Genomic DNA, 20,284 nt, shown 5'->3' on the forward strand with positions numbered 1-20,284 from the left:
TAATGGTTCCCTAGTCTAATGGAGACGGGTTTGGGTGCAAGGAAGGCATTGGCGTCGGTGTTTGCTACAATGGCGGCCCTTTCGTTTTTACTATTTCAGGAGATTCCATGCGCCCATCCGGCCGAGCCCCCGATCAATTGCGTGAGCTGAGCTTTACCCGCAACTACACCGTTCATGCCGAGGGCAGCGTATTGGTGGCGTTTGGGAACACTAAGGTGCTGTGCACAGCGTCCGTGGAAGATGGTGTGCCACGTTTCCTCAAGGGCAAGGGCCAAGGCTGGCTCACCGCCGAGTACAGTATGTTGCCGCGTTCTACCCACACCCGCTCTGGCCGCGAGGCGACCCGCGGGAAACAGGGAGGGCGTACCCTGGAAATCCAACGACTGATCGGCCGTTCCTTGCGTGCTGCGGTGGACATGAAGGCGCTGGGTGAGCGCACGATTTACCTGGATTGCGACGTACTGCAGGCCGATGGTGGCACGCGCACGGCATCCATTTCCGGGGCCTGTGTGGCGCTGGTTGATGCCTTTACCTACCTGCTGGAAACCAAGAAGATCAAAAACGACCCGCTGACCGGGTTAGTGGGTGCGGTGTCTGTGGGTATGTACAAGGATACCCCTGTGCTAGATCTAGATTACGCGGAAGACTCCAATGCAGGCACTGACATGAACGTGGTGATGACTCAGCAAGGCGGTTTTATCGAGATCCAGGGTTCAGCAGAAGGCGCGCCATTTACCCGTGAGCAATCTGACAATTTGTTGGAGCTGGCTGAAAATGGTATCGGTGAGATCATTAAAGCGCAGCAGGTCGCACTCGGCTGGTAAAAGCAAAACAAAGGTGCGTTTTGCACCGTGCGCGGCACGGTGCTTCACCGTTGAGAGCAAGTTACGTAGCACACAGGCTTGATTATGAAGAACTATAAAAAGCACTTTTTGCGCTTCGCGGAAGAGCGTAAGGCTTTGAAATTCGGTGAGTTTACGTTGAAATCCGGCCGTAATAGCCCGTATTTCTTTAATGCGGGAACCTTCAATAGCGGTGAAGCGCTTGCCCGGTTGGGACGTTATTATGCGGATGCGATCATGGCATCCGGGCTGGAATTCGATATGTTATTCGGGCCGGCCTATAAAGGTATTCCTCTAGTAGCGGCGGTATCCGTGGCGCTGGCCGAACACCATGGGCGGGATTACCCTTGGGCGTTTAACCGCAAGGAAGCCAAGGACCATGGCGAAGGCGGCTGGCTGGTGGGTGCGCCATTGCAGGGCCGAGTACTGGTGATAGATGACGTGATCACGGCCGGGACTGCGATTCGTGAAGTGGCGACGATGTTCGAGAAGACCGACGCGAGCATGGCTGGGGTGATGGTCGCACTGGATCGGCAGGAGTGCGGTAAAGAGCCCTCTGAGGCGGGCAAGGGCCTGTCTGCGATTCAGGAAGTTGAGCAAGCATTGGGAGTGCCAGTGGGGTCTATCGTTACCATGAGTGATATTGTCGCCTGGCTGGAACAGCAACCGGATAGCGAAGCCGTGGTGGAGCCTATGCGTGAATACCGGGAGCGCTATGGAGTGCAATAATAATGAGAATCGTCGTCCTGTTGATGGCGTTCATTTTGGTTTCGCCATTACTGCCTTCGTCGGTTTGGGCGCGTTCCGGGCAGCGCGCGAATGAGCGGATTCCGGATGGCGCCTACTTTCGACATGAAACCACGGATGGTGTGGTGCACTTGAACCGAACCCTGACGATGGATGCTATCCGCAACGGTTATCAGTTGTTGGATCAATATGGCCGGGTGCTGGAGGACGTGGAGGGCGTGGAGCTCAATGACGCCCAAGCCAAGGCCCAGCGGATGAAGCAGGCTCGCCAGGCACGGGAAGATCGCGATATGTTGCGGTTATATGCGGGCCCGGAAGATGCGGAGCGGGCGCGGGACCGTAGGGTCGAAGCGCTGGAGCTCAGTATTAGTTACGAAGAGAATAATCTGGCTCAGTTACAGGCGAAGCTGGATGATGAGATTGCCACGGCGGCACGCAATGAGCGGGCGGGTAGAGAGGTGCCGGAGGTGGTTAAAGAAGCGATTGATCGGTTGCAACGGCAGATCATCACCGCGGAAAAAAAACTACGTGAGTTCGATCAAGAAATAGATCAAGCCAATCAACAATACGCGCCAATTATTGAGCGTCTTGAGGTTATTGAGAAAGGCCAGAATTAGGGCGGATAATGGTCGCCCTGATTCTGGTTTAGTGCGGAATGAAGCGGAGAAAGCTTGAAGAAAATAGCCACCACGGTGGCGAACGCCTTTAATTCCTTTTACCGAAACAAGGTGGGTTGCAATAGCGCCCATTGGGCAGGCCAGTCTTGGCCTGGCTTAATTTTGAAGCCAGAACGAACGAATTGCGCAATGCGCCCTTCGGCCACGGCCAGCAGTAGGTTGGCTGTGACGGTTGGGGTGGCTTGGGTGCGTAAGCCTTCCTTCAGCTCTGCATCACGCAGTACTTTTTTTACTTGGCTTTCCACTCGGTCGTAGAATTGTTGAATGCGCAGGTGCAGGCGTGCGTTTTCACCAGTCAGGGCGTCGCCGGTGAGTAACCGAGTAATACCGGGGTTGCGCTCGGTGAACGCCAACAGCAAGGTGAGTATTTGTTCCACCTGATCGCTGGCCTGACCGTCTTCCACGATACGGTTAATACGCGAAAAAATGGCTTCTTCGATAAAGCTGATCAGCCCCTCGAACATCTTTGCCTTGCTGGGAAAATGTCGGTATAGCGCCGCCTCGGAGACACCCACTTCCCGCGCCAGCCCGGCGGTGGTAATGCGTCCTCCTGGTGCGGCTTCAAGCATGTGGGCGAGCGACTGCAGGATCTGCTCTTTCCGAGACGGTTTTTTATCGGTCATGAAATGTCGTTCCCGTTTTTAGCTGCAAGCGGCAAGCTGCAGCGCGAGTGTGGCAAGAGATATATCATATGCTATGCCCGCGCCCAACATTCCCGGGTTTATTGCTGCAATATTCTTATAAATTGGTTATAGCAAAGTCACCGGCAATCCCTCTTGCCGGCGACTTAAGTTGAAGCTGAAAACTTTAAAATTTTATTGTTCAACTAGTCTTTGCTAATTAGGGTGCCGATCCCCTTGTCTGTGAGAATTTCTAGCAGAACGGCGTGAGACACCCGGCCATCGATGATGTGGGCAGTGTGCACGCCGTTTTGCACTGCTTCTAGGGCGCAGCCTATCTTGGGCAGCATGCCGCCGTAGATGGTGCCGTCCTTGATCAGGCTGTTGACCCTTTCGGTGGTGAGCCCGGTGAGGATCTGGCCTTGTTTGTCTTTCAGGCCGGGGACGTTGGTGAGCAGAATGAGTTTTTCTGCACGCAGCACTTCAGCTACTTTGCCGGCCACAAGGTCGGCGTTGATATTGTAACTGGCGCCGTTGTCGTCTACGCCGATGGGTGCGATTACAGGGATAAAATCGCTGCCGGCGAGCAGGTCGATGATCCGAGTGTCGATACCCTGCACTTCGCCAACGTGGCCGATGTCGATGATCTCTGAGGCCTGTAATGCAGGGCTATCCGCATCGCTTGCCTTGAGAACCATCTTGCGAGCTTTAATCAGCCGACCGTCTTTGCCAGTGAGGCCGATGGCTTGACCGCCGTTATGCTGGATCAGGTTAACGATGTCTTTGTTGACCAGCCCTCCGAGCACCATCTGTACCACGTCCATGGTTTCCCGGTCGGTGACACGCATACCCTGAACAAATTTGGATTCTTTGCCAAGACGTTCCAGTAACTCGCCTATCTGGGGGCCCCCGCCGTGCACAATCACCGGGTGGATGCCCACTTGTTTCATCATTACTACGTCACGGGCGAAGCTGTTTTTTAGCTCCTCGTTTTCCATGGCATTGCCGCCATATTTGATGACTACCGTGGTGCCGGCAAAACGCTGAATGTAGGGTAGCGCCTCAATCAGAATTCGGGCGGTGTCATGGGCACTATTGGCGTCCATTGGGTCTCCTTGGGTATTCGCTTTAGCGGAGGTATTTAACGTTCAAAATGCAGGGCCAACGCTTTGCATTGCAGGGGCTTTGTCCGCGTTCCCTCTTAGGATAAAGCGTGGAGCAAAAGAGTATCCGATTTGCGCGGTGCCATCTCCACGTTTGACCTTTCAGTTCGGTGATTCTAACTCAAAACGGCAATTTTAGGCTTTTATCGATTGCATGCAGTTGTTTGCGGAACTGTTCTTTTACTCGTTCCAGTGCCTCTTCGTCGCGCCCTTCGAAGCGGGCCACCAGTGACGGGGTGGTGTTGGACGCGCGCACCAGCCCCCAGCCATCAGGAAAGTCCACCCGTAGCCCGTCGATGGTGGTGGGGCGGCCGCCGGTGAATTGGTCGGCATGGGCCTCGAGGGCGTCGATCAGTGCAAATTTGTTGTCGTCGGTGGCATCGATATACAACGCTGGGGTGGTGGCGCCGGTTTGAAATTGGTCGAATACTTGGCCGGCGGTGTCATCTTGCAATGAAAGGATTTCCAGCAGGCGAGCTCCCGCATAGGCGCCGTCATCGCAGCCGAACCAGCGGTCGGCGAAGAAGATGTGGCCGCTGATTTCACCCGCCAAGGCGGTACCACTTTCTTTCATTTTGGCCTTGATTAGCGAGTGCCCTGTTTTGTACATCAATGGACGGCCTCCGTTCTTGCGGATAATGGCAGGCAGGGCGCGGCTGCATTTTACGTCGAAAAGGATGTCGGCGCCGGGGCTGCGGGCGAGCAGGTCTTTGGCGAACAGCATTAGCAGGCGATCGGGCCAGATGATTTCGCCGGTGTTGGTAACCACTGCGACGCGGTCGCCGTCGCCATCGAAGGCTAGGCCCAGGTCCAGTTCCTGTTCCTGTACTACGCGGATTAGGTCGGTGAGGTTATCCGGGTTACCGGTGTCTGGGGCGTGGTTGGGGAAGTTTCCGTCGATCTCTGTATACAGTGGCGCAACTTCACATCCTAACTGGCTGAACAGGCGTGGCGCCAGTTCGCCAGTGGCGCCGTTGCCGCAGTCGATGGCAATTTTTAGGGGGCGGGCCAGCACGATGTCGCTGGCAATGTCGTTGAGATAGCGATCGGTGATGTCGCGTTCTTCTTCGTGGCCGCGGCCTTCGCTAAAGGCATTGTTCTTGATGCGCTGGCTAAGGGCTAGGATGCGTTCGCCGTAAAGAGTGTCGCCGTTCATGACGATTTTTAGGCCGTTATGCTGGGGCGGGTTGTGGCTGCCGGTGAGCATGATGCCGGTCTGAGTTTCTAGTACTTCGGTGGCATAGTAGAGAACCGGAGTGGGGACTAGGCCCAGGTTAACCACGTCGCGGCCGGATTCTAGCAGGCCTTTGATTAATGAGCGGCTGAGTTCCGGGCTGGAAAGGCGGCCATCGCGGGCCACCAGCACTGTTTGCTGGCCCAGTTCGCCGGCTTCGCTGCCGATGGCGCGTCCTAGCAGGTAGGTGCCTTGAGCGGTTAGGGTGTCGCCGGCTATGCCGCGGATGTCGTAAGCGCGAAAAATGCTGTCGGGTACAGCTTGGTCACCGTCATCGTCATCTATTAGTAGAATGCTATCGTCGTCATTTTCCTCTACTAGCAAGGCGTCGGTTTGGGCTGCGGCATGGGGACGAGTGGCGCCTGCGCGCTCGCGTAATTTTTGGGCCAGCCGGGCGGAGGCTTCGTTAGCGCCTTTTAAAACTGGAAACTGGAAATGGTCGCGGGCGGTGACACCCGGTTGGTGTATGAGTTCGTCGCTGTAGCGGATTAGCTCGGCGACGTCTTGTCGCAGGGCTCGGTTCAGCAGGCGGTTGACCAGCAGGGTGGTTAGGAGGATGGCAACTGCACCCAGGGAGACGCCAAGGATGGCGACAATCAGGCTATTATCGCTGTGCGCGCGTAGTGCTAGGCTGACTTCAACCGGGCCTTGCGTGACCTGAGCGGTGCCGCCGCTGGCGCGTTGCTTGTTGTTGAGCAGAGGGGTGCCAGCGTATTTCACGGCGAGCGCACCACCGTTTGGGATAGACGCGCGCAGGGCGGTAGCCAGCGGAACTAAGGACTGGGTGAGCAGTAGGCTGCCAGATTCGTTGTGGGTGGCGCGAGCGATCACTAGCCGGGGTATGTCGCCGGCAATGATGACGGGCTCGGGCTTTTGGCCCAAGCTGGCCTTCTTGAGTAGCTCTTGGGCCGTGTAGCTGAGCCGGGACATATCTGAATCACGGTGGGAAATTAACTGGACTGAGGCTTCGGGGAACCATTGCTGCTGATGCATGTTGAAGCTGGACAGGTCATTGTCTGCCAGAGCGCGGTTTGCGTCGCGGCGGTTACTGAGAATGTCCAGTTGCTTACGTGATATCTCGATCGTGCTATGGACTTGATTGGCCAAAGAGCGAGCCAACAATTGAGCCTGAGTATGCTGTTGTTCGGGTTGTAATTGCTTTATTTGATAGACGTAAAGGCAGCCGGTGGCCGCAATTACCCCGATAATGCCCGCTGTAACCAAGGGCAGCAGTTGCTTCATGACGTTGGTGGATTCATCTTGCTTGTTGTTCTTTTTTGTCCCCATATCCCCTCCGCTTACCCGGCGCTACCACTGTGTTATTGCGGTTTAGGTTGTGGTGCGAGCGATGCTGCGTTGTTTTGCCGCATGGTTTGTTGCTTTTGTGTTGTATTAATGGCGGCCGCTATGGCCGAAGCCGCCGTCGCCGCGTTTGCTGGCGCTGAAGCTTTCTACTTGTTTTAGTTCTACCTGCATTACCGGCACAATCACTAGCTGAGCGACGCGCTCACCGGGCTCCAGCGTGAAGGGCTGCTGCCCACGGTTCCAGCAGGACACCATCAGTTCGCCCTGATAATCAGAATCGATGAGTCCTACCAAGTTGCCTAGCACGATGCCGTGTTTATGGCCGAGACCTGAGCGCGGCAAGATCATGCCCGCATAGCCCGGATCATCGATAAAAATGGACATGCCGGTAGGCAGCAGCTCGGTGTCTCCTGGTTGCAGGGTTAGCGGTTCCTTGACCATGGCGCGCAGGTCTAGCCCGGCGGAGCCGTCGGTCGCGTAATGAGGCAGAGGAATGCTGTCGCCAAGGCGGGTATCGAGTACCCGATATTGCAGTCTCATGGTGTTTCCTTCGGTCAGGTTACATGCATCACGGGATAAAATCGGGCGTGTTACATGCTGCGTGCAGCGTGTCAGCGTTAGTCTTTATAGCGTATCGCGATCAGTTCGATCAGTTGTTTGGCAATTTGGGCTTTGGAGGCCAGCGGCAATACCTTGTGGCCGCTGGGCCAGATTACCGTGAGGGCGTTGTTGTCGCTGTTGAAGCCCACATTGGTGCCGGAGACATCATTGGTGGCGATCATGTCGAGCTTCTTGTTCACCAGTTTGCCTTGGGCGTAGGCCATCACGTCTTGGGTTTCTGCTGCGAAGCCTACGGTAAAGGGGCGTTTGGCGTGTTCAGCTACGGAGGCCACGATGTCTGGGTTTTTTACCAATGTAAGGTGAATTTCTTCGGTGGACTTCTTGATCTTGTGGTCGGCGGTCACGGTCGGGCGGTAGTCCGCTACGGCGGCGGTGGCGATAAAGACATCGCAGCCATTTTCCACCACGTCCATGCAGGTTTCATACATATCCACGGCGCGGATCACATCCACGCGCTCCACCCGTGAAGGGGTGGGTAGATACACCGGCCCGGCAATCAGGGTGACCTTGGCCCCAGCTTCGGCCGCGGCTTCGGCCAGCGCAAAGCCCATTTTCCCGGAGCTTTTGTTGGTGATGTAGCGCACCGGATCGATGGACTCTCGGGTGGGACCGGCGGTGATCACCACATGCTTGCCGGTGAGTAGCTGGTTATCAAACACTTCCGCCGCCTGCTGAATGATTTCCAGCGGCTCGAGCATGCGCCCGGCGCCGACTTCGCCACAGGCCTGGCTGCCGCTGCCGGGACCGAAAATGGTGATGCCCTTTTCCTGAAGGATCAGCTGGTTCTTTTGGGTGCTGATATCCGCCCACATTTGCTGGTTCATGGCCGGGGCAATGGCGATAGGGGCGCCGGTGGCCAGGCACAGGGTGGTTAACAGATCGTTGCCATGGCCATGGGCCAAACGGGCCATGAAGTTGGCGGACGCGGGCGCAATCAGTACCAGATCTGCCCAGCGAGCCAGTTCTATGTGGCCCATGGCGGCTTCGGCCGTTGGATCCAGCAGTGTAGTGTGTACGGGATGCCCTGATAGCGCCTGCATGGTCAGTGGAGTAATGAATTCACAGGCTCCCTGGGTCATGACCACCCGCACTTGTGCGCCGACATCCTGCAGTCGGCGTACCAAATCGGCGGCTTTATAGGCCGCGATGCCACCGGTGACGCCCAGCAGGACGCGTTTGTTCATCAGACGTTGCATGCAAAAACCCTTGTTTGGATGACGGCAGATATGGCGAATCTCCACTGCCGCTGCAGCCGCTAAACTGCTATCAAGTCAGGCTACATAGAGTAGCACTCTATAAGAGGCGCGGCACGCGGGGCGCAACAGGCTACACATAAAACAAAGATGTTTTTGGGGGAGGTGAGCTTTGAGACGAATATATAAGTCATTCAGCGTGTGGCAGGCGGGGATGAAGAGGGTGATGGCTGCGTACAGGTTGCCGCGTGGAGCATTGTTATGGCTATAACAGATTGGCCGGAGGATGAGCGGCCGCGGGAAAAGTTATTGGCGAGAGGGGCGCAGGCGCTTAGTGATGCGGAGTTGTTGGCGATCTTTTTGCGTACTGGGCAGCAGGGGCTAACGGCGGTGGATTTGGCCCGTCGGCAGTTAGTGAGTAGTGGCGGTTTGCGGGCCATGTTGGATCTGAGCCCGGAACGAATGGCGCACTTGCCTGGGATGGGGGTAGCCCGACGGGCATTGTTGCTGGCGGCACTGGAATTAGGTCGCCGCTATTTGGCAGAGCCTCTAGAGCGGGGGTTGCCTTTGGATAATCCGGACAAAGCGGGACAGTTGCTCACTGCCCAGTTGCGCGGGTTGCCGTTTGAGGTTTTCGCGTGCTTGTTTCTTGATAACAAGCATCGGCTGATTGCTTTCGAGAAACTGTTTCAGGGCACTATTGATGCCGCTGCGGTCTACCCTCGAGAAGTGGTGCGCCGAGCCATGGAGCACAATGCTGCGGCGGTGATCCTGGCGCATAATCACCCTTCCGGTGTGGCGGAGCCTAGCCAGTCGGACCACGCTATTACTCGCCGCTTGGTGGAGGCGCTGGGGCTGGTGGAAGTGCGAGTACTGGATCATTTGGTGATTGGTGATGGCGGTTGGGTGTCGTTGGCGTCTCGCGGAGCAGTGTAAGCACGTGTGTGCTGGCATGGCATGCCTGACGAAACATGCGGAACTAAGCAAATGAGCGTGTTAGCCTCTCACAATGTCGCCTGTTGAGCATGTTTTAGCCGTACAAGAAGAGATCTTGGTGGCGCTTAGCTTGCGCCGTTTGGCCTCCAGTGGTCGTTTAAATTCAAATTTAGCTTGAAACTTGAGCGGTGGGTTGGTATAAAACGCGCCTTTTCCGGGGCTCTACCGTCCCCCGCAAGAAGTTTTACGGAGCAAGACAATGTCCAAAGTTTGCCAGGTGACCGGTAAGCGCCCTGTAACGGGCAATCGCGTTTCTCACTCGAACATCAAGACCAAGCGTCGTTTCGAGCCGAATCTGCACCACCATCGTTTCTGGGTTGAATCCGAGAAGCGTTTTGTGCGTCTGCGGGTAAGCTCTAAAGGTATGCGCATCATCGACAAGAAAGGTATCGATTCAGTACTCGCCGATATCCGTTCTCGCGGCGATCGCGTTTAAGGCTAACAGAAGGAGTTAACCCATGGCCGGTCCTATTCGTGAAAAAATCCGCCTGGTGTCCTCTGCTGGCACTGGTCATTTTTATACCACCACCAAGAACAAGCGTCTTCATCCTGAAAAGATGGAAACCAAGAAGTATGATCCGGTCGTGCGTAAGCATGTGGCCTACAAGGAAGCTAAAATCAAATAATCGATTTTAGCTTGCCTGCCTGGTAGCGGACATAAAAAAACCCGGGATTCTCTCCCGGGTTTTTTTATGCTTGGAGAAAAGTGCGCGCTTTATCTTCACGTTAAATATAAAAAAATATGCGTTAGGGTGCCCGTCTATCGTCTTTCCTGCCCGAACAGTGGTTTGATCCGCGTCACAAAATAGGGCTGGTGCTAGCTTTACATGAGCGGGATGTTTTGCAACAAAAGGCTACATGCTCGCAGTTGTGGGGTGCATCACGGTTGCATAGGATCAACGGAATACGTCTATATTAATGCATAAAATTTCACCTTGATTTCACACAACAATAGTCTACGTAGTTAGATGTATGGAGAATACTATGGATATGTTGAAAACCCTTTCTCAGGCTTTGTTTGTTCGCCTTTTCACTCAGCTCCCCGGCCGGGCACGCAATCAGCGTGGGGCCAGTGCGTTGGAATATATTATGCTCGCCGCTGTACTGGTGATTGCATTGGCCGTGATCTTTGTCGCATTTTCGGGTGAGGTTGATGGTGTGTTCGACGGCATTGTCGAGTGCCTCAACGATTCTTCCGCATGCGGCGGCTCATCAGACGCGTGAAGAAAATTGTTAAAGGGGTTGTGGCACTGGAGTTTCTGCTAGTGTCTCCCCTGGTGATCGGTCTGGTTTACGCTGCGGCGACCTACGGCGTTCTGTTTTCTTGGCAAATGAGAATGCAGGTGTCTGTCGACAGAGCCGCGGCGGCAGCCACCACGCTGGACCGTAATACCACTAGTGATCCTGGGGTTATGGCTGCAAGTTTGGCCAATGGCGCGTTGGCTAATAATGTGCCTACCTTTATGGGCTCGGTGCCCGCTGACGCTTGTGTGACAGTGGGTGCTGAGGTCGTGTGTGATTTGAGTATTGCTCTAACGGATGGGGGCTGCAGTGAGGCGTCGGGTGTCGCGACTGGGCCTGATCAGCTAGGAATCTTCGGTGGTTTTCCGCCTTTGCCAGACTGTTTGAGCGTAACATCTAGGGTAACAATTTGATTGCACTGCCGTTTGGTGGGGCGAGACTGTTGGCGTCAGCGCTTGTGTTCAGGTGGTTGCTGGCAAGTAAAACCTAAGGAGGGGACATGGGGGCTCGTTGGCTCTATATGCTACCTGCGCTAATACTGAGTGTGGTGGCGGTGATTTTAGCCCTAGTGGGTCTGGCTCGAGATCCTTCGCCGGCAAAACCGGAAAGGGCAGGAGCGGATGAGGTGCTTGCGCAACAGCGTGCTGCGGATAAACCTAAATATACTTACTGGGTTGCAACACGAGAGCTAAACATAGGTTCGATTGTTGCGGATGATGATTTTCAAAAAATTGATGTTTCTGCGCCATTGTCGTCTGCTCTGCAAGCTGACGCTCAAGTGGTGGGGCAGCGTTTATTTCAGCATGTTCGCAACGGCGAAATTCTCTCTCAGGTTCACCTAGAAGCCGGTAATCGTCTGGCGCAGTCTGTTCCTGCTCAGTTCCGAGCATTTGCCATCGATATTGATAATGCCTCGGCTGTTGGCGGGCTGTTGGAGCCTGGTGATTTGGTGGATGTGTTGGTGCATTTTCGCAAGGGGCAAGATGAACAACCCACGAGCATGATTTTGCTTAAGGCTATTGAAGTATTGGCGGTAAAAGGCCAGCTTCAGGATGCCGATAAGACGGATGAAGAGAAGGAAAAGAGTCGTTCAAGAAACGCGACTGCTGTCTTGGCGATACCCCGCGAAGCCTTGCCTAAATTGTTGTTAGCTGACAGCAATGGCGAGCTGCGCTTGGCTATGGCTGGAGAGGATATAGGAAGCGAACAAAATGAGAGTGCTGGTGGTGGAGCTGTCGGTCTCAGTGGAAAAGAGCAGAAGGAATTGATGCTTACTACTAAGCTGGATTCTTTGTTCCCTGAGAAAAAACCGGTAAGACGGAGTGTGGCCCCCCCTCGCGGAAATAAAGTGGAAGTCTATGAAGGATCGACTTCAAGGAGTACTTATGTACGTTGAGGTGATACAGAAAAAGGTGTCGGAACGATGCAATGGAAAGTCTCGAGTTGCCGGTACGGTTCTGTCTAGACGCTCTTTGTTTGCAATGCTGTTGTCGCATCTATCAGTTGTTGGGATCGCCCTGTCTGCGCTTTTTTCCGTGCCAGTGGGTGCGGACTCCTTTGAAAAGGTGATGCGCATGGGGCCGGGGGATCAGCATGTGGTTGCTTTTGCTGATCGTGTAACAAAGGTTGCCACCTCCAGCCCTGATGCTGTCGCTGTGGCTGTCAGTGCTCCTGCTGAGCTATTGCTGACTGCTCAGCAGGAAGGATCGTCGGTGCTTACTGTTTGGTTAGACGGTATGGATGAGCCATTAAGGAGTACGGTGGTTGTTGCCGCGACGGCAGGAAAAAGATTGCCGTTTGGAACCCAAGTGCAAACGGATATTCGGATTATGGAAGTTAGCCGGAGCAAGCTTAATAGCTTTGGTTTTGAATATTCTAATATTTTTGATGGGGGCAATACTCAAGTGGGCGTTGCCTCACCGGGAGGCGGAGGCGCCTCCGATAGTTTCAACTTATTTCGTCTTGGCAAGAATTCAACAACGATTATTAATGCGCTAGAAAGTGGAGGGTTTGCTTATACCCTGGCGAAGCCTTCTCTGACCGCACTCAGTGGTCAAACGGCTACTTTTCTTTCTGGTGGCGAGTTTCCTGTTCCTACTCGCAGTGATAATAACGGCGTGCAGGTTGAGTTTAAGAGTTTTGGTATTGGTTTGGCATTGACGCCAACTGTTATCAGTGGCGACCAAATTATTCTCAAAGTAGCGCCAGAGGTGAGTGAGCTAGATTTCTCCGCCGGGGTGGAAAGTGCGGGGACGTCTATTCCTGGGCTTAGGGTTCGCCGCTCCGAAACAACCGTTTCGTTGGCGCCGGGGGAGACCTTCATTATTAGTGGTCTGGTAAGTCAAAACACGGTGAATAATAGCAATAGAATTCCTGGTTTGGGCAATTTGCCTGTGCTGGGTGCCTTTTTTCGCTCGGGTCAACTGTCACGAGAAGACAAGGAAATGGTAATGGTGGTGACGCCTCATCTTGTGTCACCGGGATCGTCGACTGAGGCCGGTCCATTGCCCGGTGCTGGCTACCACAATAGCAGTACAGGTTGGTTGGACATGATGACTGAAACTCGCAATGGATCTCGGCCAGTTCGTCATGGCTTGAGCTGGTAGGGGGCGACTACGATGACTGAAGAAAGCCTGTTAGCAGTAGTTGAGGACGAGGGTGCTTACGCTTGGTTGGATGATGCTCTTCAAGGAAGCGGACGTATCGAGCGTGTAAGTCGCTCTGATCTGAGTCGTGTTCTGCGTTTACTTGAGGCCACGAATTCTACAGTGGCCTTGGTGGAAGTTTCTGATGTAGATAGCAGTCAATCTATGGCTGTGATTACCGCGCTCAGTAATGCTCGACCATGGATTACGGTGATGGCGTTGTGCCGTTATGCAGATCAAGAAACGCTGCTGCAATGTATGCGAGCAGGGGCCCGTGATTGTGTGATTGTTGGTTGTGAAGCGGTGGAATTACGTGACCGCTTGCGGCGTCATCAGCTTGTGCGACCGGGGCACGTAGGAGATGAGCTGACATCTCGTACCAAAAATTTAATTCTGGTGGCCGGTGTTTCTCCACGAGTTGACACTACGTTTCTGACACAGAATATAGCGGCCACGATGGCTAGCTGTAGCTCACAGCAGACGACGCTCGCGATAGATGTGGTCAGTAATAGTGAGCAAATCTTTCATCTTGAAAATCGCGGCACCTATGATCTGACGCAATTACTGGCAAGTCCAGACACTGTGGATCACACCCTTATAGAAACCGCGCTGGAGGAATACCGCCCTGGGTTGCGGTTGTTGGCCGGTGGGACGGGTGTTGATTTTCTTGGAGATCAGGGTGTTGATTTATTTATTGCCTTGTCCCGATTAATGGGGATGTTTGATCGAATCATCCTTAATGTTGGCTGTGAACAGCACTCCTCATGGATCAAAACGATAGGTGTCCATGTCAGTGATTTGATTGTCGCTGCGCATCCTGAAGTGGGGCAGCTAAAGGCGGTACGTGAGCATATAGCTAACTGGAGGCCTCATCTGCCTAAAGATAGCGAGGTTCACTTTGTTATAGATGGGTACGAATCTGCTATACCTCCAAGTTTGGATGATGTGAATGGAAGTACGGGCGTAGAAGTCGCAGCCGCCTTTCCTATGGACTGGAAGCATCGTCTGGAATCAATCAATTTAGGTGTGCCTATTCGCGAGAGTGCTCCACGCAGTGCTTATAATCGAAAAATGAATGGATTAGTTAGTGACCTGATGGGTGGGCGGAATCCAAATATTAAAAGTGTTCAAGGCGGTTGGGTCGCGAAATTGATGCATGGAAATAAGGCGTAATTTGCCGTCGGCGTTTGTTGCGGTGAGCCTTTTTTCAGCGGCAAGGCTGCAGGGAATAAAAGCAATAAACGAGGAAGGCAATCGTGGCAGGAAGAATTGACGAGGAATACCAACAACTAAAAGCCAGCGTGCACCAACGTGTGGTAGAGAGGTTGGACGAGGATGGCATTGAGGTCGCCCGAAATAATAAAAAGCGGGTGGAAGAGGCGATCAATCGTGCCGTTCAGCAACATATCGTTGAGCGTCGTATACCTTTGTCAAATCAAGATGTGGCGCAGCTGATCCGAGACATGATTGATGAAGTCACAGGCTTTGGTCCTTTAGAACCTCTGCTCCGTGATAATCGAATCAATGATATTCTGGTGAATGGCCCGAAAAATGTTTTTATTGAGGTTGCGGGTGTATTGCAAAGAACGCAGGCTCGCTTTGTTGATGACGATCATGTAGTGCGTGTGATTCGTCGTATTTTGGCCCCATTGGGACGGCGGCTTGATGAAGCTAGTCCCATGGTTGATGCGCGGCTACCCGATGGCTCGCGAGTTAATGCCATCATTCCCCCTTTGGCTCTTGATGGGTCTTCCATTTCCATTCGGAAATTCAACAAACACCATCTTACAGCTGAGGAGCTCATCCGCAGCGGGTCCATGACGCAAGAGTGTCTAAATACTCTAATTACTGCAGTGCAGAACAGAAGAAATATTTTAGTGAGTGGGGGGACGGGGACAGGTAAAACCACAATTTTGAATTTGATTAGCCATTATATTCCTCAAAATGAGCGGATATTGACGATTGAGGACTCTGCAGAACTTATGCTTGGGCACCCGCATGTGGTGCGCTTGGAGACTCGCCCGGCCAATACCGAAGGAAAAGGTAAAGTGACTGCGCGTGAGCTGGTAGTGAATGCGCTGCGCATGCGTCCTGATCGAATTGTTCTTGGTGAGGTGCGGTCTGGGGAAATTATTGAACTGCTACAAGCCATGAACACTGGCCATGAAGGGTCGATGAGTACCATTCACGCAAATGGTTCTAGGGAAGCCTTGGTGCGGGTAGAAACTCTATTGGCGGTAAGCGGCTATGATGCAAGTGAGAAGGCTATTGCGCGACTTATTGGTTCCGCTTTAGACATGATTATCCAGTTAAAAAGGTTGCCTGATGGACGCAGGGAGATTAGTGAAATTGTCTCTCTTCAGCCAACTGAAGAAGATCCCTATCAGATGGAGTGTTTATATCGCTCTCCAAGTAGTAAGGAGTCTTGATTATGGATGGCGAGCATCTGCTATCGGCAGCAAAGATCTTGGCAATATTCGCTGTTTTTTTGTTGTTTATTCAGTGGGTATGGATTGTCATCCGAAACCGACAGAAAGAAAAAAGAGCGGTGCAGGCACGAATTTATAGCCAGTCTTTGGATGTCAGTAGTGCTGCAATCGAGTCCCGCTTGGGGTCTGGAAGCTTTGACCGCCTGCAGTTAAAAGCGGGTTTGCGATTGAGCAACTCGGCAATAGTTGTTGGGTTGTTATTATTTTTAGCACTGCTAGCAATAATTCAAGCGTTTGTCGGGCTAATGTTTGTGATCCTCTTGTTGGTGAGTGCAATATTGTTTGCCGTTTTTTATTGGAATTATCGGTATCAAAAAAGACGACGTTTGATCTTTGAATCTACCCCTGAAGTTATTGATGATGTTATTCGTGGCATTGATGCGGGGCGCTCTTTGGAGCAGGCGTTAGTTAACGCGTTAAACGATGCGCCCAAAGTTTTCTTTCCGTTGCTTTTCCGTTTGCGAAGTGCTGTTGAGTCCGGGCGTGACTATACTGGACTTATCGATGATTTCTCAAAATTATACAGCATCCCTCCTTTAACTTTTGTGGCTGTGGCGTTGAGAACGTCAAGTCACTACGGTAGTGCGGTGCGTCCTGTTCTAAAAAAAGTGTCTCGCTCACTAAGGTCGCAACAGGAAATGCGTAGAGAGTTTCTCGCGGCCACCGCAGAAACTCGTTTTACCGCAATGGCGTTTGCTGTGTTGCCTCTAGTGATCGGCGCTTCGTTGATCGGCCTAAATGAAAGTTTCCGCGATGTGTTGCTTGATACTGAGTCTGGGAAAAAAATGCTAATGACGTCGATTGGGCTGATTGTGGTCGGTACGATTATTGTATTTCGTATGGTGCAGGGAGTTGGCCGTGGTTAATTTCATGTTAGCACTGCTGTGCGCTCTGCTGGCCCTTTGGTTAGTGTTTAAGGCTGGGCGCTGGGAACGCCGCAGGAAGGTGATGGGGCGACTCCACAATCATGGAGGGGATGAAACTGAAAGCCAAGATCTGGTGGCCCTGGGCCTGTCTTCACGGCTGATTTCGTCGGCGTTGATGCGTGAGGATTATAACGAAGTTTACGAGGCGTTGAAGCTAACAGGTAAGGAGCCGGAAAAGATACCGACTCTATACCTTGCTTTTTGTTGGGTCTTGCCCATCGCGCTTGCCCTTTTGGGAATTCTTTTAAAGGGGCCGTTTATAGCGCTTTTTCTAGGTGTTGTCGGATTTATTGGTAGTCGTCGTTATTTTCGATCTGTCGCTAAAGTAGCGTGCCATCGCCAGAACCAGGAGGCGATTGAGTTTGCTCAGCTATTGTCGATGTTGCTGGAGGCAGGTTTGTCGATTGAGCGAGCCTTTCGTGTAGCGGCTGTTCAGTCTCGGCCCATGATTCCCGGCTTGGTCCACCGGTTAGACCGTTTTAATAGGTTGATGGAGAGTGGGGCGGAGCGTGGAGTTGCTCTTGATGAGATTGGAGAGGGAAAGCAGATTCCTGTTCTGCATAGCCTTACCCGGCTATTAAAACAAGGGGGAGCATTGGGTGGAGCTATTAGTGAAAGTATTGAGCAGTTGATACTCGAGGCTCAAGATGTTGAGAAGAGCCGTATTAAAGAAGAGGTGAATCGTGTTGGCGCTAAAATGACAGTGGCAATGATGATTTTCATGATGCCGGCGTTATTTATCATTGTTGGTGGTCCGGCAGGCGTGAACATTGTACAAGCGATAACTCGCTAAGTGGTCAAGCAGGAGCATTTAATGAAAAGGATGAACCCGGGTATGGCAATGGTGCTAGCCTTAATTTTGGGCGGATGTGCAAGCCAAGACCAGCAGCTCGTGATATCAGATTTTGAAAGTTTTAGTCCGAATGTCCATTGCGATAAGGCAAGTGATCCGGAAGGAATGGTCGACTTGGAAATGGTTGACTCTCTGATGAGTAAAAGTCGCCCTTACGCTGCTTTGGCTCAGCTACAAAAAGCGCCACAGGAAAACCAGGAATATTGGAGTCGTTACGGTCGGTTGTTGGCGGAAACCGGTGATCTTTCTCGTGCGAAAACGGTCTTTACTGTATTGCGAGATGAGTGCAAGAGTGGTGAGGCATATCACGGGCTGGGTATTGTCGCCATGAAACAGGGGGACTTATCTGAAGCAATGGATCTGTTCCGTTATTCGGTGAATGCGCTGCCCGCTTCTGGAAAAGTACGCAATGATTATGGCTATGCGCTATTGGTATCCGGTGATTATGAGAAAGCTCAGTATCATCTGCGCACGGCTTTGGAGTTGCAGAACGGGCAAGGCGTGGCGCGCCAAAACTTAGCTATCGCTTACATTCTTGGTGGAAATGAGCGCGGTATAGCGATGCTTAAAGAGCAGTACGGGTTTAAGCGAAGTGAGTTAGAGCGTGCGGAACGTTTAGCGAGTGGTTTCGGAGTGGAGTTATGAACAAAACACTTTTATTTTTCGTTACGGTATTTATGAGCGCCTTTTCTTATGCTGACGCTGAGCAATACGATTACGGTTTATCTTCGCCGGGATTGCTTTCTCAGCATGAGACAACAACAGAGAGGCTGTTGAAGCAGCAAAGATTAGCGCCAGTTACACCTGAAAGTGAGTTGTCAGCGCAATTATATGTAGATAGTCAGATAAGGATTGGTGAAACGTTTAAAACAGCTATCCCGGATAGTTTGCAAGAAAGAGCGGACTCTCTTAGTGAAGGTGATTAGAAAGTAATTGGCTGGTCTGTTCGTCTTTCATAGATTAAGCCATAACCTGTATAACCGATGGCGGTATACGTTGTCATAGTATGAGGTGTGCCATGCATAATTATATGCGTAATAAAAAACAGCATGGATCCGCATTGGTTTGGTTTGTGAGCCTGACTTTTATATTTTTAATGGTCGCGTTGGTTGTTGATGGCAGTAACCTTTATAACGAAAAGCGTCGGTTGCAAGCCGCAGCTAATGCCGTTGCGTCTGAACTTGCAGCTAGTGGTCAAACTTGTTTTGGTTCGGAGCTAGCTTCGGATGCGACAGATCTTTCCAATAATGCAGAAACGATTTTAGCTAGGGACTATCCTGGTAGGGACTTTGTTGTTACCAGTGCTCAGGTTGTAACAGTAGATGGAGTTGGTGGACGCTATCAGGTTAGCCCCGTTGTTTTTGATGCCAGGGAAAGTAATGGTGTGGCGGTTTCTCTTTCTTCTCCTGTGCGTGGGCTCTTGGCTATTTTTCTGGAGGGTGATCTTTCAGCACATAGCGTTGCACGCAAAGAAGTGATAGCGACAATCAGCACAGTCAATCATACTGCTGTATTGGCGCAGGATAATACTGTTTTAGGTGCGGTTTTGGGGGGCGTGCTGGGTATTGGTCCAATTGATCCTACAGATTTAACCAGCCTGGCAGGGACTACGGCATCGATTGGTGAGCTGCTTCAGGCATTGGGCGTTGATGACGTGGCTGATTTGGTTTCACCGGTGTTGAGTGCAGAAGATTTAGCGCAAGCTTTACAGGTTGTAGGAGCGGTAACAGAGCCAACCATTGATATACTTGATGCAGCAATCCAAGCAGGTGGGTTGGACGGTATTCCATTAAGTGATGTGTTGGGGATTGTTAAAGGTACAACCGTTCCGGAAGATAGCGAATTCCCACTTTATGACACGGTGACGTCGCTTGTACTTAAAGTGGCTGAGCTTGCCTTCTCGCTCCCCCCAATCACTCTCGATATACCAGGCCTTCCAGGCGAAGAGGTGACTCTTGAGTTGGTAGTCAATCAGGCACCAACGGTACTTATCGGTGCTGCCCGATGGGATCCAGTTGAAGGCGACTGGCTTTCCAAGGCGTATGGTGCCGATATTGAGCTAACATTGACTGTGAATCTAGATTTGGGTTCTTTGCTTGGATTATCGCTAGGCTCGCTTACTGTGCCCTTGGCAATATCAACAGGGCAAGGTGAGGTAGATTTGATTGCTGCACAATGTGCTTCAGGAAATAGCCAGCAGGTAACGTTTACCACAAATGCCTCAGTGAGTGGGGTGGGCCTTGATGGTGAGATCGATACTACGATTGCGGGAGGGTTGATAGCAGTAAATGCTCAAGTAGATGCCAGCCTGTTTTCGTCAGATGATGGACAGCTTCATTTCGAGGTTACTCTTCTTGAGAGCGATGAGCCGCGAACCGTGGCTCATGGTTATAATAGTGGGCAGTCGGTTACTAATGTTGGGCGTATTCGGTTAACCCTCGAGAACCTTGAGGTAAGGCTTTTAGGTTTGGGGTTATTAGAATTGTTAGGTTTGCAGGGCCTTGTTGAAGGTTTGATTAATAGTGTTGTCTCCCCCATTCTGAGTAGTCTGTCTGTCAGCATATTAACGCCGCTTTTATCATCGTTGGGTGTTCAGCTTGGTACGCTGACAGTGAGTGTTGATGATGCAAGGCAAGGTGCGATGTCACTGATTGAATGCAGCCAGGCATTATGTGCTTCGGGCCAGTAGTGTAGTGGTCTACTAAATCTGGACACCTCCGAAGGTGGTAAA

22 protein-coding genes are annotated in these 20,284 nt (G+C 52.3%); 17 read left to right on the forward strand and 5 right to left on the reverse strand.

What is annotated here, in order from left to right; genetic code table 11:
• Positions 1–107 precede the first annotated feature (107 nt).
• From rph to AS19_RS01055, 3 genes are all read left to right on the forward strand, one after another.
• Entirely contained in the window at positions 108–824 is a 717-nt protein-coding gene (gene rph / locus AS19_RS01045; RefSeq protein ID WP_011587503.1) for a ribonuclease PH, read from the forward strand.
• A gap of 84 nt (positions 825–908) precedes the next feature.
• On the forward strand, positions 909–1,571 hold the full coding sequence (gene pyrE / locus AS19_RS01050) for an orotate phosphoribosyltransferase (protein WP_035459033.1): 663 nt from the start codon (positions 909–911) through the stop codon (positions 1,569–1,571).
• Between the two features lie 2 nt (positions 1,572–1,573).
• Positions 1,574–2,206 carry a hypothetical protein gene (locus AS19_RS01055; RefSeq protein ID WP_046961622.1) on the forward strand — a complete coding sequence of 211 codons (633 nt, stop codon included), beginning with the start codon at positions 1,574–1,576 and terminating at the stop codon, positions 2,204–2,206.
• Between the two features lie 98 nt (positions 2,207–2,304).
• Here the strand turns inward: AS19_RS01055 and slmA are convergent, their stop codons facing one another.
• The 5 genes from slmA to coaBC form a co-directional block, all read right to left on the reverse strand.
• Complete coding sequence (gene slmA / locus AS19_RS01060; RefSeq protein WP_011587506.1) at positions 2,305–2,889, reverse strand: nucleoid occlusion factor SlmA; 585 nt, start codon at positions 2,887–2,889, stop codon at positions 2,305–2,307.
• A gap of 203 nt (positions 2,890–3,092) precedes the next feature.
• Complete coding sequence (gene argB, locus AS19_RS01065) at positions 3,093–3,992, reverse strand: acetylglutamate kinase (RefSeq protein WP_011587507.1); 900 nt, start codon at positions 3,990–3,992, stop codon at positions 3,093–3,095.
• 178 nt (positions 3,993–4,170) lie between these two features.
• Positions 4,171–6,570 (reverse strand): phosphomannomutase/phosphoglucomutase, encoded by a 2,400-nt coding sequence (locus AS19_RS14295; protein WP_046961623.1) that lies wholly within the window; start codon positions 6,568–6,570, stop codon positions 4,171–4,173.
• A 105-nt stretch (positions 6,571–6,675) separates the two neighbouring features.
• Positions 6,676–7,128, reverse strand: coding sequence for a dUTP diphosphatase (gene dut, locus AS19_RS01075; RefSeq protein ID WP_035459028.1), 453 nt, complete (start codon positions 7,126–7,128; stop codon positions 6,676–6,678).
• 77 nt (positions 7,129–7,205) lie between these two features.
• Positions 7,206–8,405 (reverse strand): bifunctional phosphopantothenoylcysteine decarboxylase/phosphopantothenate--cysteine ligase CoaBC, encoded by a 1,200-nt coding sequence (coaBC, locus tag AS19_RS01080; RefSeq protein ID WP_011587510.1) that lies wholly within the window; start codon positions 8,403–8,405, stop codon positions 7,206–7,208.
• A 258-nt stretch (positions 8,406–8,663) separates the two neighbouring features.
• Between coaBC and radC the strand changes: the two genes are divergently transcribed.
• From radC to AS19_RS01150, 14 genes are all read left to right on the forward strand, one after another.
• Entirely contained in the window at positions 8,664–9,338 is a 675-nt protein-coding gene (radC, locus tag AS19_RS01085) for a DNA repair protein RadC (RefSeq protein WP_011587511.1), read from the forward strand.
• Between the two features lie 259 nt (positions 9,339–9,597).
• On the forward strand, positions 9,598–9,834 hold the full coding sequence (gene rpmB, locus AS19_RS01090; RefSeq protein ID WP_035459023.1) for a 50S ribosomal protein L28: 237 nt from the start codon (positions 9,598–9,600) through the stop codon (positions 9,832–9,834).
• Positions 9,835–9,856: 22 nt separating this feature from the next.
• Entirely contained in the window at positions 9,857–10,024 is a 168-nt protein-coding gene (gene rpmG, locus AS19_RS01095; protein WP_007151127.1) for a 50S ribosomal protein L33, read from the forward strand.
• A gap of 358 nt (positions 10,025–10,382) precedes the next feature.
• The gene (locus tag AS19_RS01100) at positions 10,383–10,622 is read left to right on the forward strand and encodes a Flp family type IVb pilin (protein ID WP_041704654.1); all 240 of its coding nucleotides are present in this window, start codon (positions 10,383–10,385) and stop codon (positions 10,620–10,622) included.
• Positions 10,619–11,053, forward strand: coding sequence for a TadE/TadG family type IV pilus assembly protein (locus AS19_RS01105; protein ID WP_231860902.1), 435 nt, complete (start codon positions 10,619–10,621; stop codon positions 11,051–11,053). The genes AS19_RS01100 and AS19_RS01105 overlap by 4 nt, the downstream gene beginning before the upstream one ends.
• A gap of 134 nt (positions 11,054–11,187) precedes the next feature.
• A complete protein-coding gene (gene cpaB / locus AS19_RS01110; RefSeq protein ID WP_231860912.1) occupies positions 11,188–12,036 on the forward strand; it encodes a Flp pilus assembly protein CpaB in 849 nt (282 codons plus the stop codon).
• Positions 12,026–13,246, forward strand: a complete 1,221-nt coding sequence (locus AS19_RS01115; protein ID WP_046961625.1) for a type II and III secretion system protein family protein — start codon at positions 12,026–12,028, stop codon at positions 13,244–13,246. Before cpaB ends, AS19_RS01115 begins: the two co-directional genes overlap by 11 nt.
• 12 nt (positions 13,247–13,258) lie before the next feature.
• On the forward strand, positions 13,259–14,458 hold the full coding sequence (locus AS19_RS01120; protein WP_035459014.1) for a hypothetical protein: 1,200 nt from the start codon (positions 13,259–13,261) through the stop codon (positions 14,456–14,458).
• A gap of 83 nt (positions 14,459–14,541) precedes the next feature.
• The gene (locus tag AS19_RS01125) at positions 14,542–15,714 is read left to right on the forward strand and encodes a CpaF family protein (RefSeq protein WP_046961626.1); all 1,173 of its coding nucleotides are present in this window, start codon (positions 14,542–14,544) and stop codon (positions 15,712–15,714) included.
• A gap of 2 nt (positions 15,715–15,716) precedes the next feature.
• Entirely contained in the window at positions 15,717–16,640 is a 924-nt protein-coding gene (locus AS19_RS01130; protein WP_046961627.1) for a type II secretion system F family protein, read from the forward strand.
• Positions 16,633–17,493 carry a type II secretion system F family protein gene (locus AS19_RS01135; RefSeq protein WP_011587519.1) on the forward strand — a complete coding sequence of 287 codons (861 nt, stop codon included), beginning with the start codon at positions 16,633–16,635 and terminating at the stop codon, positions 17,491–17,493. Before AS19_RS01130 ends, AS19_RS01135 begins: the two co-directional genes overlap by 8 nt.
• A 21-nt stretch (positions 17,494–17,514) precedes the next feature.
• The gene (locus tag AS19_RS01140; protein WP_011587520.1) at positions 17,515–18,198 is read left to right on the forward strand and encodes a hypothetical protein; all 684 of its coding nucleotides are present in this window, start codon (positions 17,515–17,517) and stop codon (positions 18,196–18,198) included.
• Positions 18,195–18,479 carry a hypothetical protein gene (locus AS19_RS01145; protein WP_011587521.1) on the forward strand — a complete coding sequence of 95 codons (285 nt, stop codon included), beginning with the start codon at positions 18,195–18,197 and terminating at the stop codon, positions 18,477–18,479. Before AS19_RS01140 ends, AS19_RS01145 begins: the two co-directional genes overlap by 4 nt.
• Before the next feature lie 92 nt (positions 18,480–18,571).
• Complete coding sequence (locus AS19_RS01150; protein WP_046961628.1) at positions 18,572–20,242, forward strand: TadE/TadG family type IV pilus assembly protein; 1,671 nt, start codon at positions 18,572–18,574, stop codon at positions 20,240–20,242.
• Positions 20,243–20,284: the final 42 nt, after the last annotated feature.

This window comes from Alcanivorax sp. NBRC 101098, assembly GCF_001010505.1.
GTDB classification, from domain to species: Bacteria; Pseudomonadota; Gammaproteobacteria; order Pseudomonadales; family Alcanivoracaceae; genus Alcanivorax; species Alcanivorax borkumensis.